Annotated in this window: 12 protein-coding genes and 1 tRNA gene; all 13 read left to right on the top strand. The window is 33.3% G+C overall.

Annotation, left to right across the window (positions count from 1 at the left end):
* Positions 1–76: 76 nt before the first annotated feature.
* A tRNA-Ser gene (locus tag NAT47_RS08735) sits at positions 77–161 on the top strand.
* Positions 162–449: 288 nt separating this feature from the next.
* Positions 450–1,697 (top strand): site-specific integrase, encoded by a 1,248-nt coding sequence (locus tag NAT47_RS08740; RefSeq protein WP_250582014.1) that lies wholly within the window; start codon positions 450–452, stop codon positions 1,695–1,697.
* Between the two features lie 92 nt (positions 1,698–1,789).
* Positions 1,790–2,629: an RteC domain-containing protein gene (locus NAT47_RS08745; RefSeq protein ID WP_250582015.1), complete on the top strand. Its 840-nt coding sequence runs from the start codon at positions 1,790–1,792 to the stop codon at positions 2,627–2,629.
* 116 nt (positions 2,630–2,745) lie between these two features.
* A complete protein-coding gene (locus tag NAT47_RS08750; protein WP_250582016.1) occupies positions 2,746–3,060 on the top strand; it encodes a helix-turn-helix domain-containing protein in 315 nt (104 codons plus the stop codon).
* A 166-nt stretch (positions 3,061–3,226) separates the two neighbouring features.
* Positions 3,227–4,159 carry a transcriptional regulator gene (locus NAT47_RS08755; RefSeq protein WP_250582017.1) on the top strand — a complete coding sequence of 311 codons (933 nt, stop codon included), beginning with the start codon at positions 3,227–3,229 and terminating at the stop codon, positions 4,157–4,159.
* On the top strand, positions 4,143–4,802 hold the full coding sequence (locus tag NAT47_RS08760; RefSeq protein WP_250582018.1) for an ATPase: 660 nt from the start codon (positions 4,143–4,145) through the stop codon (positions 4,800–4,802). Before NAT47_RS08755 ends, NAT47_RS08760 begins: the two co-directional genes overlap by 17 nt.
* A gap of 137 nt (positions 4,803–4,939) precedes the next feature.
* Positions 4,940–5,602, top strand: a complete 663-nt coding sequence (locus tag NAT47_RS08765) for a hypothetical protein (RefSeq protein WP_250582019.1) — start codon at positions 4,940–4,942, stop codon at positions 5,600–5,602.
* Positions 5,603–5,920: 318 nt separating this feature from the next.
* Complete coding sequence (locus NAT47_RS08770; protein ID WP_250582020.1) at positions 5,921–7,474, top strand: type I restriction-modification system subunit M; 1,554 nt, start codon at positions 5,921–5,923, stop codon at positions 7,472–7,474.
* A 14-nt stretch (positions 7,475–7,488) separates the two neighbouring features.
* On the top strand, positions 7,489–8,511 hold the full coding sequence (locus NAT47_RS08775) for a virulence RhuM family protein (protein ID WP_250582021.1): 1,023 nt from the start codon (positions 7,489–7,491) through the stop codon (positions 8,509–8,511).
* The gene (locus NAT47_RS08780; RefSeq protein WP_250582022.1) at positions 8,504–9,739 is read left to right on the top strand and encodes a restriction endonuclease subunit S; all 1,236 of its coding nucleotides are present in this window, start codon (positions 8,504–8,506) and stop codon (positions 9,737–9,739) included. Before NAT47_RS08775 ends, NAT47_RS08780 begins: the two co-directional genes overlap by 8 nt.
* Positions 9,740–9,776: 37 nt before the next feature.
* A complete protein-coding gene (gene fic / locus NAT47_RS08785) occupies positions 9,777–10,649 on the top strand; it encodes a protein adenylyltransferase Fic (protein WP_250582023.1) in 873 nt (290 codons plus the stop codon).
* On the top strand, positions 10,636–13,827 hold the full coding sequence (locus tag NAT47_RS08790; RefSeq protein WP_250582024.1) for a type I restriction endonuclease subunit R: 3,192 nt from the start codon (positions 10,636–10,638) through the stop codon (positions 13,825–13,827). The genes fic and NAT47_RS08790 overlap by 14 nt, the downstream gene beginning before the upstream one ends.
* A 78-nt stretch (positions 13,828–13,905) precedes the next feature.
* Entirely contained in the window at positions 13,906–14,724 is an 819-nt protein-coding gene (locus NAT47_RS08795; protein ID WP_250582025.1) for a hypothetical protein, read from the top strand.
* Positions 14,725–14,789: the final 65 nt, after the last annotated feature.

Genomic DNA, 14,789 nt, shown 5'->3' on the forward strand with positions numbered 1-14,789 from the left:
TTCTTTTGAAAACGCTTGCAGAAATAAAAATTCGTTCTATATTTGCACTCGCAATACGGAAGTAGTGCGTTTTATTGGAGAAATGGCAGAGTGGTCGATTGCGGCAGTCTTGAAAACTGTTGACTGTAACAGGTCCGGGGGTTCGAATCCCTCTTTCTCCGCGGAATAGCTTATCAAAAGTTATCAAAACCTCGAAAATCTTAGGAATTTCGAGGTTTTTTGTTTTTACTACCTTTCAAAATATTCATTCTTTTTCAAAAATCAAGAGACCCCATCGAGACCCTAATAAAAACCTAATTTTTGGGTCTCGCTAAATTGAAATTTTAGTTGCAGCTATTTTCAACCAATCCACTATTGGTAAGCTGTTCAATAACCTTTTCAATTTTCAAACATCTTGATTTGTGGCAAACTTTAAAGTAAATTAATTAATAACTTAAAGGTTACCAAAAATGAATTCAAAAGTCACATTGCATTTCTATGCAAAATCAACCAAAGCCAATGGTAATGGATTATTACCAATTTATGTGCGATTAACTATCGACGGAAAACGATTTGAGTACAGTACTAAAAAATTTATTGAGCCATCGAAATGGTCAACTGAATTAAGCAAAATGAAGGGTAATTCAGAAGAAGCTCGTTCAATAAATAACTTACTTGATTTTACACGAAATCGAATAAACGAAATCCAATTCGAATTATTAAAAGATGGTATATCATTAAACATCGATGAATTTAAAAATCGTTTACTTGGTATAAAAGAACGCGAACGCTTACTAATCCCAATCTTCACAGAACACAACCGAAAAATTAAAGAGTTGGTTGGAAGTGAGTACGCTCCAGGAACACTAGAACGTTACGAAACATCTTTAAAACATACAAAAGACTTTCTTCAATGGAAATTTAGAGTTTCTGATATTGATATTGAGAAAATAGATCATGCTTTTATTACCGAGTATGAATTTTATCTTCGTTCAGAAAGAAAGTGTGCGAACAACACAGCTGTAAAGTATATTAAAAACTTCCACAAGATTATAAATATTTGCTTGGCCAATGGATGGCTAAATAAGGACCCATTTGCAAATTACAAAGCAAAAGTCAAAGAAGTAATTCGTGAATTCCTTACAGAGCAAGAAATTCAAAGTTTGATGGAAAAAGAATTCGTTTCAGAACGTTTGGAACTAGTTCGTGACATATTTGTTTTCAGTTGCTTTTCAGGATTAGCATATATAGATGTGAAACAACTCTCAAAGGACAACATCGTATTAGGAATCGATGGCGATAAATGGATTAACAAAAACCGACAAAAAACCGATACGAATTCCAAAATTCCATTACTTCCAACAGCTCAATATATCTTGGATAAATATGCAAATCATCCAGTTTGTGTAAATGAAGATAAATTACTTCCGATATTTTCTAATCAAAAAATGAACGCTTATTTAAAAGAAATTGCAACGGTTTGCGGAATCAACAAAGAACTAACATTCCATATTGCCCGACACACCTTTGCAACGACAGTAACACTTAGTAACGGAGTTCCTATTGAAACAGTAAGTAAAATGTTGGGACATACCAATCTAAAAACAACTCAGCATTACGCTAAGATTTTAGACAAGAAAATAAGTGAAGATATGCAAGTGTTAAAAGCTAAATTCAATACAAAATTACAAACTCATAGTAAATCAATGAATTACTAAAATATTATAAATATTGTAATATTTATAAGATTTTATTTACATTTAATTTAATAGATTTTAGTTTAATTTGACAAACTAAAATCTATTTTTTTATGATAACAACTATAAAAAACAACTCTTTGGTAGATTTTGAACACGAACTTTCTCTAATCCTTAACTCAAATTCTAATGAAGTAGAAAAAGCAAAAAAGATTATTATTTTCATTGAAGACATTTTAAAACAATTAACCGACTGGCTTAAACATCACGTCTTCGAAACCATTCAAGAAGAAATCAAATTCTTCAAGGAAATCAAGCCTAATATTGTAGCTAAACTTATTTTCTATAAAGAAATCCTTTCTTTAGTAGCATCTCTTCCATTAGACAAGAGCAAAAGAATAAAACACTTTGAGAAAAAACTGGATGCAATCAACCATTTTTACAGGAAAAACAGAGAATTCATCAAATACATTAAAAGCCACTCCACTCATTTTGATGAATTGTATTTTTCCAGGAAACAGTATAAAGATTTATTCTTTAACGATTGTATGGTTATAAATCAAGATGCTAAACTTTGTACATCACATGACTATTTATTAGCGGAAGTAATTGCTTATGAACTATTAGCTTTACACATCGAAAACCGCATCGATAATTTAAACCAATCCTGTGCAATCACCAACAATCAATTCCATTCCAATCTACACTGGACAGCCAAAAAAATCGATTTAATCGAACTCATTTATGCGTTACACGAATCTAAAGTGTTTGATAACGGTCAAGCTGATATCAAAGAAATTACCCACGTTTTTGAAAAAGCATTTCAAATCGATTTAGGAGATAACATTACCAGAAGCTTTATCGATATCAAAAACCGCAAAACAGGTCAAACCCGATTTTTAAATCAGTTGCAAGCTGCGTTAGAAACCAAAATCGAAAATGATTTAAATTAAAAACAACGAATTCCACTCAAAAAGTATAAAAATCGTTCCCAAGTTGGTACCAACTTGGGAACTTTTCTTTTTCAAATGCAATTGTTTTGTACCAAATAACTTCAAAACATAGCATTATGAACTTCAATCACAAAGCCCTGTTCCCAGAAACAGACAACATCGAACTACTAAACTACCAGGTAGTAACAAAAAGAGATTTACTAAACTTTGGAAATCTACTACTAAACGAAATCAAAAACTCCACCACAAAAACAAACACATCGGACGATTTACCCAAGTCTTGGCTCAAATCAGCCGAAGTCCGTGAAATCCTAAGAATCTCTCCAGGAACATTGCAAAACCTCCGCATCAACGGAACACTAAAATACAAACGTATAGGTGGTATCATCTACTACAACTACGAAGACATCGTAAAAATGCTAGAAAAGTAATATGGAAGGAAACACAAACACCTGTAACGGCACCTGTGAAGTTTGCACCTGTAAATCGGACAAACAAAGTTGTCATACTGCGCTTGCCAAAGTATCTCCTACGAAGTAGGTTTTAACTTTTAAGCGCAGCTTAAAACCACAACCTGAAACTTGAAACTTTAAAACCATGAATTACATAAAACACCTAACCGGCTTCTTCGAAAAAGTAAGCGCCGATTACGACCTCAACCCAACCCACATAAGCCTCTACATGGCTATTTTCCAACTATGGAATCAAAACCGCTTTCAAAATCCAATTAGTATTTCACGTGATGAGTTGATGCGCATTAGCAAAATTGCATCAACAGCAACCTACCACAAATGCATGAAAGATTTAACCGAAAGAGAATACGTGATTTATAAGCCATCATTCAACCCATTTAAAGGTTCTATTTTGGAAGTCTGCAACTTGGATTTTTACACCAAACCAGTGCCAAAAAAAGAACTAAAAAAGCGTGCAACCAAGTCAAAAAATGACCAAGTCATTGAACAGGTTAATGAACAGGTTACTAAACAAGCTCTAAACAAGCATCAAACAAGCTCTAAACATGTACCTTATATAAACAATATAAACAATACAAACATTATAAACATAGCTAAGCAAGAAAATTTAAAAAATGAAAAAAAATTAATTTTTACAAATTCAATTTTTGATGAGGTTCAAGAATCGGATTTAAAAGTTGAAAAAGAAAAAGAAAAAAAGTTGCGCGAAAAAAAGAAAAAGATTGAGGAAGCTGCTTTGTCAAGTCGAGCGCAGTCGAGACCTCCAAAACCCACTTTGGAAGAAGCTCAAATCTACTTCCTCGAAAAAAACTTTTCCGAAATCGAAGCACAACGGTTCTTTAACTATTTCGAAAGCAACGGCTGGTTAGTCGGTGGTAGAACCAAAATGAAAGATTGGAAAGCAGCGGCAAGAAATTGGATGCTTAACGCAAAGAAGTTTACCAAAAATCAAATCACTGACTCAGCATTGTCATCTCGAGCGCAGTCGAGAGAATCTTTACTAGTTCCAAACCACCTTCACGTAACCAATCAAAAAAATTATGGAGAAGCACTTTAACACCATCAAAGACACTTTCATTATCCAAAACGGAATCAAAGTCTATAACTTCAATTGGTGCTTAAACTACATCGAGTACCAGGGCAAAATCATCTACGGTCGTTATTTCAAAATTGAAGCCATCGACCACCAAACCATTCTCAAATTGGTAATTTATGCTATTCGAGATGAAAAAATGGCTTTAGAGCTCAATTTAGACCTTCGGAAAGGTATTTTATTATCGGGACCAATTGGATGCGGGAAAACGTCAATTATGGCGTTAATTCGACCATTTTTTTACCACAAACACGACTACAAAATCAAGACGTGTAGAGAAATATCATTCGAATTTGCAAAAAATGGCTTCGAATCACTTCATCATTACACCCAAAAAGAACAAACACAATTGCGTTTAACCGGCTACTGTTTCGACGATTTAGGAGCCGAACAAAACATCAAACACTACGGCAACGACCTCAACGTAATGGCAGAAATAATAATTTCACGCTACGAAGATTTTGTACAAAATCAATCCATCACCCACATCACCACAAACCTCTCCGCCAGCGAAATCGAAGCCCTCTACGGCAACCGCCTCCGCTCCCGAATGAGGTCAATGTTCAACCTAATCACCTTCAACAATGAATCCAGGGATAAAAGATAATTTTCCACCAATCATGACAATGATTGTGTCATTCCGTGAGCCTGTCACACTGAGCCTGTCGAAGTGTCCTACGAAGTAGACTTACTTTTTTAAGCGCAGCTTAAAACCACAACCTGAAACCTTAAACTTGAAACAAAATGAATAAAGAATTAAACACTCGCCAAATAAAAACCATCCAAAACTTCTGGACCTGGTTCAAAGACAACGAACAAGCCATTTACAACGCTTGCAAACTAGAAATCAACAAAGACGAAGTACTTTTTCATCTCGAGAGAAACCTAAATTATGTTTCAAAAAGAATAGAACATTTCATCACAAATCACCCACAAAACGAGAACAAACTCAAAGTATTTTTTACAGCTCATGGCTACAGAAAACTATTCCCAAAAATGAAAGCTTTGGAAGAAAAAATCCCTATTTTAGAATACTTTTCAATACAGGTATATATAACTCCTTTGAATCATGGAAATCCACAAATTCCAAGTATAATGATTGAAACAATCAAAAATACTTTTATCAAATTAGAAGATTATAACATAGCTTCTAAAAAAATACTTCTCACACTCTATTTCAATGAAAATATCATGCAGCTAAAAGAGAAAAAAATTGAACGCCATGCCTATTTGTTATTACTGTTTACTCTTGGTGAAGTCAAATACAAAAAACATGTTTATGATTTTAAGTTCCAACAAGAGCCTGAAAACACATCAGGGTTACTTTCCCTTTCTGAACTTCCCGAATTCATTGACTATCTTGCTAAAATTAACTACAGCAGAAAACTAAAAATCTTCTTCGAATGAGGAAAACCGTACAGAATTTCATAAAACCGTACGGTTTTCCGTATGACCATTCTAAAGATTTATGTTACTTTTCGAAAAAAATAATATTCAGTTTTTAAAATTGGTAGCTTTTCAAGTTGTGGAGGTGTGAAAAATTTCCTATGTTTGAGTTCTTGAAATTTTGTAGTAACAAAGTAGCAATTAGATTTATTTGACCCCAAAAATAAATGCTAATACAAAGCTAGTTAAACAAAAAATCATAGCATTTCAATACAGTGAAAAATACCAAACAAGCAGTTAAATTACCTCAAATTAAAAACAAACAAATATCAAATTAGAATGACCAGAGAACAAGAACGCGATGAATTGCACAGAACCATATGGCAAATAGCGAATGATTTAAGAGGAAGTGTAGACGGATGGGATTTTAAATCATATGTACTAGGCATATTATTTTATCGCTTTATTTCTGAAAATTTAACAAGCCACATCAACAAAGCGGAATGGGAAACTGGAAACAAAACCTTCGATTACGCTAAAATTTCCGATGATGAAGCCGAGCTAGGAAGAGAAGATACCGTAAAAGAAAAAGGGTTTTACATACTACCTTCGGCTTTGTTTCAAAATGTGCAAAAAAACGCAGAAGGAAACCCGGATTTAAACGTAGAATTACGAAATATTTTCAAAGAAATCGAAGCTTCTGCTAAAGGAACAGATAGCGAACCTGATTTAGCAGGTCTTTTTGATGACGTTGATGTAAATAGCAACAAGCTAGGCGGAACCGTTGAACAACGCAACAAGCAATTAGTGAAAATTCTAAATGCAATTGCGGGGCTTAAACTAGGTAATTACCAAGACAACAATATAGATGCTTTTGGAGATGCTTATGAATATCTAATGACTATGTATGCCAGTAACGCAGGAAAATCAGGAGGTGAGTTTTTCACACCGCAAGAAGTTTCTGAATTATTAGCAGAAATTACGGTTGTAGGAAAAAAGCAAGTAAACAAAGTATATGACCCAGCTTGTGGTTCGGGTTCGTTGTTGTTAAAGTTTGCTAAAGTGTTAGGAAAGGAAAACGTGCGACAAGGATTTTACGGACAAGAAGTAAACATTACAACGTACAACTTGTGTCGCATCAATATGTTTTTGCACGACATTAATTTTGAAAAATTCAACATTACACACGGCGATACTTTAACCGACCCAATGCATTGGGACGATGAACCATTCGATGCCATTGTATCTAATCCACCCTATTCTATCAAATGGGAAGGTGATGCCAATCCGTTATTAATTAACGACCCACGTTTTGCACCTGCTGGAGTGCTAGCACCTAAGTCGAAAGCCGATTTAGCGTTTACCATGCACATGTTATCATGGTTAGCTACTTCGGGTACAGCTGCCATTGTAGAATTCCCAGGAGTTTTATATCGTGGTGGTGCGGAACAAAAAATTCGTAAGTATTTAATTGATAACAATTATGTGGATGCGGTTATCCAATTACCACCCGATTTATTCTTCGGAACCACCATTGCTACATGTATCATTGTGTTGAAGAAAAGTAAAGCCGATAATGCTACATTGTTTATTGATGCCTCTGCCGAGTTTGTGCGTGGTGGAAACAAAAACAAAATAACTGACGACCAACGCAAAAAAATCTTAAACGCTTTTATTGAACGCAAAGACATCGACCATTTTGCAATGCTAGTACCTAACCAATTAATTGCAGAAAACGATTATAACATTGCAGTAAGCAGTTACATAGAGCAAGAAAACACAGAAGAGGAAACAAACATCAAAGAACTCAATACGCGTATTGCTCAAATTGTAAAAAAGCAAAACGAACTCCGCACGGCTATCGATGCTATTGTGAATGATTTGGAAAATTAATAAAAACTGAACCTATGAACAAAGAATTACAGTTTTTAATATACAACACACCACAATTCAATACAAAAATAAATGTGGTAGTAAAAGATGAAACCATTTGGCTTACTCAAAAAGCTATGTCTGAGCTTTTTGATGTAAAAGTTCCAGCAATTAGTAAACACCTGAAAAATATTTTTGAGGAAGGAGAACTTAACGAGCAACTGGTTGTTTCCAAAATGGAAACAACCACTATACATGGCGCAATTGCTGATAAAACACAAACTAAAGATACTAATTTTTATAATCTTGATGCTATCATTTCTGTTGGCTATCGGGTAAATTCTGCAAAAGCAACTCAATTTCGTATTTGGGCAACAAATACATTAAAAGAATATATCACTAAAGGTTTTGTAATTGATGAGGAACGTTTAAAACAAGGAAAAACCACATTTGGTAAAGATTATTTTCGCGAGTTACTAGATAAAGTTCGTTCCATTCGTGCAAGTGAACGCCGAGTATACCAACAAATAACCGACATTTTTGCGGAATGCAGTATAGATTATGACCCACAATCAGAAATTACCAAAAATTTCTATGCCATGGTACAAAACAAATTTCATTATGCCATAACAGGGCACACAGCTGCAGAAATTATCTATAAAAAAGCCGATGCAAAAAAAGAAAACATGGGATTAACTACATGGAAGAACGCACCCGATGGACGCATACTAAAATTAGACACTTCGGTGGCTAAAAACTATTTGGAAGAAAAACAGATTAAGCAATTAGAGCGCACCGTAACTTCTTATTTTGACTATATCGAAAATTTAATTGAGCGTGAAAACACCTTTACAATGGATGGTTTGGCTAAAAGCGTAGATAAGTTTTTAAATTTTAATGAATTTAAAATTTTAGAAGGAAAAGGAACAAAATCGCACAAACAAGCCATTGCGAAAGCCGAAAAAGAGTACGATCAGTTCAATAAAACACAAAAAATTGTCTCTGACTTTGACAAAGAAGTAAAAAAGCTAACACAAAAAGGAGGAAACAATGAGTAAAATAGAACAATTAATAAAACAGCATTGTCCTCTTGGGGTAAAATTTGAGGAATTAGGCACAATTGCTTCAGTACAACGTGGTGCGTCACCTAGACCAATTCAACAATATATAACAGATGATGAGAATGGAATCCCTTGGATAAAAATTGGAGACACCAAAACAGGTTCTAAATATGTTATTGATACTGCTCAAAAAATCACACTTGATGGGGCTAAAAAGTCAAGGATTTTAAAGAAAGGGGATTTTATTATATCTAATTCTATGAGTTATGGTCGTCCGTATATTCTAGGAATTCAAGGTGCTATTCATGATGGTTGGGCTTCGATTAGTAATTATGAAAGTTATTTAAACTCTGATTTTCTATATCATTATTTGACATCAAAAATTGTACAAGATTATTGGGATAGTAAAATAAATAGTGGTTCAGTAAGTAATTTGAATGCGGATATAATAAAGTCTTTGAAAATCCCCATCCCACCTCTTGCTATTCAGAAAGAAATAGCAACAATATTAGATAAATTTACCGCGCTGGAGGCGGAGCTGGAGGCGGAGCTGGAGGCGGAGCTGGAGGCGCGTTCGCGCCAATATGATTATTATCGTAATCAATTACTTTCTTTTAATGAAGATGTAGTCAAACTAAAGTCTCTAGATGAAGTATGTCTAAAGACAAGTAACATTAAATGGAAAGATAATATTGGAAATGAATATAAGTATATTGACTTATCAGCTGTAAACAGAGAAAATAATAAAATAGAAGAATTACAAATTATTACTTCTAAAAATGCACCAAGCAGAGCACAGCAAATTGTGAAAACGGATGATATTATTTTTGGCACAACAAGACCAACATTAAAAAGATATGCGGTTGTTACTGATGATTTAGATGGTCAAATATGCAGTACAGGTTTTTGTGTTCTTAGACCAAACCAAGAACTAGTATCTCCAAGGTTTTTGTTTTACATTTTAAAGTCAATTTCGTTTTTTAATTATGTTGAAAATAATCAAGAGGGTGCTGGTTATCCTTCAATTTCAAATTCCAAAGTAAAAAATTTCAAGTATCCCATCCCATCACTTGAAGAACAAGAACGTATTTTAAAAATATTAGATCAGTTTGATGCCTTAGTCAACGATATTAAAATAGGTTTACCCGCAGAAATAAAAGCAAGAAGAGCACAATATGAGTATTATAGAAAAAAATTGCTTACTTTTAATAGAGTAACGGTTTAAGATAAAACAAACAATAGCAACAAACAATAAATCAAAAATGAACAAAGTTTCCATACGTTTTTTTGATGATCGCGAAGTACGTGCCATTTGGGACGAAGAAAACAGTAAGTGGCGGTTTTCGGTCTTAGATATTATTGCCGTGCTTACTAACCAAGACGATTACAACAAAACAAGAAACTATTGGAAATACCTAAAAGCCAAATTGAAGAAAGAAAACAATCAGGTGGTTAGTAATACTACCCAACTGAAACTTTTGGCAGCAGATGGTAAAAAATATAATACTGATGTTTTAGATTACGAAGGCATCATAGCATTAGGTAAAACATTTCCAGGAACTAAAGCCAACCGATTTATAGAATGGTTCACTTACAGCGATGAAACCATAGACGGCAAAAGTAAATCAAAAGCATATGCTTTATTTGAAAGCTCATTTATAGAGAGTATTGAAATAGGAACCGCTAAAGGATTGCAACAAATTCATGGGTATTTATTTGGTGGTCTTTATGATTTTGCTGGACAAATTCGAAACAAAAACATCTCAAAAGGTGGTTTTCAGTTTGCTATGGCTCAGTTTCTTCCAGCCACTTTAAAGCAAATTGAAGAAATGCCTAAAAATACTTTTGATGAAATTGCTAATGCCTATGTAGAAATGAATATTGCGCATCCTTTCATGGAAGGCAACGGACGAAGTACCAGAATTTGGCTAGATTTAATTCTCAAAAAGCAATTAAACAAATGTGTAGATTGGAGTAAAATTGCCAAAAACGATTATCATCAAGCTATGGTAAAAAGCGTAATCAATAGCGAGGATATTAAAAATCTAATAAAAAATGCCTTAACAGACGAAATCAACAGTCGTGAAATGTATATGAAAGGTATTGATTATTCGTATTATTATGAAGAAAATTAACGAAGCAAAAATGATGAACCAATATCAAATTGTATCCGAAAACCCTGAAAGCACCGTTGTAGCTGAATATACTTCAGAATACAAAAGGGAAGTAACCTACCAGTCAGAAGCGGAGTTGGAAAAAGCTTTCATTCAGTTATTGGAAAAACAAGCGTATCAGTTTTTAAATTTTACTTCTGAGAAAGACTTGGTCAACAATTTGCGTTTACAACTTGAAAAGTTGAATAATTTTCAATTCACAGATAACGAATGGAATGATTTTTTTGTTCAAAAAATAGCAAATCCAAATAGTGGAATCGAAGAAAAAACAACCATAATTCAAGAAGACTACATTCAATTATTAGAATGCGAAGACGGTACAATTAGAAACATTCGATTACTGGATAAACACAACATTCATAACAACAATTTACAAGTAATCAATCAATACGAAACCGATGAAGGAAAACGTGCTAATAGATACGATGTTACGGTTTTAGTCAACGGATTGCCATTAGTGCATATCGAGTTAAAAAAGCGTGGTGTAAATTTACAAGAAGCCTTTAATCAAATCAATCGCTACAATCGAGAATCGTTTTGGGCAGGTAGTGGTTTGTTTGAATACGTGCAACTATTTGTAATTTCAAACGGAACCTTAACCAAATATTACAGCAATACAACTCGTTTTTCACACCTTAAAGAAAAAGAGAAAGAAGGCAGCAAAAAGAAAAAAACCAGCCATAGTTACGAATTTACTTCGTGGTGGTCAGATGCAAATAACAAAGCAATTCTTGACCTAATGGATTTTGGAAAAACGTTTTTTGCCAAACATACGTTACTGAACATTTTAACCAAATACAGCGTTTTTACTTCAGACAAATCACTTTTGGTAATGCGACCTTACCAAATTGTAGCTACCGAAAGAGTATTAACAAAAATCAATGCGTCTTACAACTATAAAAAATACGGCAGTATAGATGCTGGAGGTTACATTTGGCACACCACAGGAAGTGGAAAAACCTTAACCTCATTTAAAACAGCACAATTAGCAAGTAAATTAGACTTTATAGAAAAAGTAATCTTCGTGGTAGACCGAAAGGATTTGGATTACCAAACCATGAAGGAATACGACAAATTTGAAAAAGGAGCAGCAAACAGCAATACAAATACTGCGGTATTAAAAAAACAGTTAGATGATCCTAATGCTAAAATTATTATTACAACCATTCAAAAGTTGTCAATTTTAATTAAAAAGCAAAAGAATCATGCTATTTATAGCAAACCAGTTGTCTTTATATTTGATGAGTGTCACCGTTCCCAATTTGGAGATATGCACGAATCGATTACAAAAGCCTTTAAAAAATACTTTTTATTCGGTTTTACTGGAACGCCAATTTTTGCAATTAATTCCAATAGTGGTGGTAAAGCACATTTAAAAACTACGGTGCAAGCTTTTGGTTGTTTCAAACACGGTGAGGTAGCCAATTGTCCAGACGAAAAGCATCAAACCGCAATTCATACCTACACCATTGTAGACGCTATTTCAGATAAAAACGTATTGCCTTTCCGTGTAGACTATATCCGCACCATGCGAGAAAAAGATAATATCAGCGATGAAAAAGTACGTGATATTGACCGCGAAAAAGCATTAATGGCACCTCAGCGTATTCATAATAACGTAGAGTATATAATAAAACATTTCAGTCAAAAAACATTTAGAAACAGTAAGCCATACATGATGACAGCTTTATCTAATGTATTTGAAGTAGCATCTGCAAAAGACCGTAATAAAATTGAAGAAGTAAAAGAAAAAATCAGGCTAAGTGGTTTTAACTCCATTTTTGCGGTAGCTTCAATTGATGCAGCCAAATTGTATTATTTAGAATTTAAAAAGCAACAAAAAGAAATTCCAGAATTAGCCCGATTAAAAGTAGCAACTATTTTTAGTTTTGGACAAAATGGAGACGAAGACGAAGATGGTGTAGAAGATGAAAACTCAGAATCAACAGAAGGTTTGAATGCAAGCGATAGAGATTTCCTAGATCAAGCGATTTTAGATTATAACGTAACATTTAAAACCAACTACGATACATCACCAGAAAAATTTCAGAACTACTACAAAGATGTTTCCTTGAGAATGAAAAACAGGGAAATCGATTTGTTAATTGTAGTCAATATGTTTTTAACTGGTTTTGATGCTACTACTTTAAATACACTTTGGGTAGATAAAAATTTAAGAATGCACGGATTATTACAAGCGTATTCAAGAACAAATCGTATTCTAAATTCCATAAAGACTTTCGGAAATATTGTTTGTTTCAGAAATTTAGAAAAAGCAACCAATGATTGTTTGGCTTTATTTGGCAACAAAGAAGCAGGCGGTATTGTATTATTAAAAACGTTCCAAGAATATTACAGAGGCTACCACGATGGCAAAAAAGAGGTGCCAGGTTATTACGATTTGGTACATGAGTTATTGGAAAAATTCCCAATAGGACAACTTATAATTGGAGAAGAAAATAAAAAAGCGTTCATTCGTTTATATGGTGCTATACTGAAATTGCTTAACATTCTTCGTTCATTTGATGAATTTGAAGGTAATGAAATTTTATCAGAAAGAGAGTTTCAAGATTACCACAGCATGTATATTGAATTGTATAATGAGTTCCGAAACAATAACAATGCCGACAGCGAAAATGTAAACGATGATATTGTTTTCGAAATGGAATTAATCAAATCAGTTGAAATCAACATCGATTATATTCTAATGCTAATTCGCAAATACAAAGACAGTAATTTGTCTGATAAAGAAGTAATCGTAAGTATTAATAAAGCCATAGATTCAAGTGTAGATTTACGTAATAAGAAAGAATTAATTGAAAAGTTCGTAGCATCATTAACACCATCTTCAGATATAGAAGACGAATGGAATGAATACGTAAAGCAACAAAAGAAAGCAGAATTAGAAAAAATCATTTCAGAAGAAAATCTAAAACCAGAAGAAACCATCACGTTCATCAATAACTCATTCAAGAACGGTGAAATTCAAGCAGCAGGAACAGCCTTTGCTTCAATTTTACCACCAGTTTCAAGGTTTTCACCTACAAGAGAAAGAACTATTAAAAAAGAAACCGTTTTGGAAAAATTGAAAAAGTATTTCGATAGATTCTTTGACATTAGTAGCGGTGAGATTAATTAAGTAGAATGTAAAGGGGTTACAAACAATAGTATTTAATAACTGTGAGTTTCAAAAATGCAATAATTAAAATAAAAAAACTTGAATAAAATCAATTATACCTCACAATTCAAAGAAGTACTAAATCTATGCAAGCAAAACAAGCTTTTCTTAGGTTTAGGAAATCCCAATGCTAAAATTCTGATAATTGGCAAAGAAGCTGCTATAGATAAAGAGAAGAATCCAAGGCATTATGAAATGGAGGTAGAAAATAACGTAAAAGACTGGGAACATAATTTTGATAACAGCAAACAATTAGATGAGGTATTAAGTTGGTTTGCCGAAACTTCGGAACAAAAATATAATCCACTATACCCATACAAAGGACAAAAACATACCCTTCTGAGAAAAAAGAAAGTCGATGGTAATGAAATAAATAATGGCGGTACAAGTAAAACATGGTACAATTATCAAAAAATTGCAGACAAGCTTTTCAACAACAATGTAAAAAGCAGTATTATAAATTTTCAAGAGCACATGTTTATTTCTGAATTAAACCAGGAAAGTGCAAAGTATAGCCATTTGATTGCTAAAGAAAAGAGAGAACAAAGTATAGCTAAAAGAAAACAACTTTTCGAAACTAATTATTTTAGGGAATTTCCAATAACAATCGTTGCCGTTGGTCACTATGTAAGAGATTTTAATGTAAACCTAGAAGAACTATTTGGTGTTGTATATAGCCATGAATTGTCGGCTGTAAATTCAAAAGGATTAAAGAATGAATTTATAAATATTCATTTCGATTCGATTGAAAAACCAGCAAGACTACTCATTCATACCAATCAATTAAGCATGGTTAGTAATGAATTGGTAAATAAAATAGGAGAAGTTTGTTCAATTTTTATAAAGGAAAAAATATAGCAACATTAAATAAATATAAGTAAGGCAGTTTATAAATTAAAATCAATTGTAAAAAAATATTTAAT

It is taken from the genome of Flavobacterium fragile (assembly GCF_023634865.1).
Lineage (GTDB): Bacteria > Bacteroidota > Bacteroidia > Flavobacteriales > Flavobacteriaceae > Flavobacterium > Flavobacterium fragile.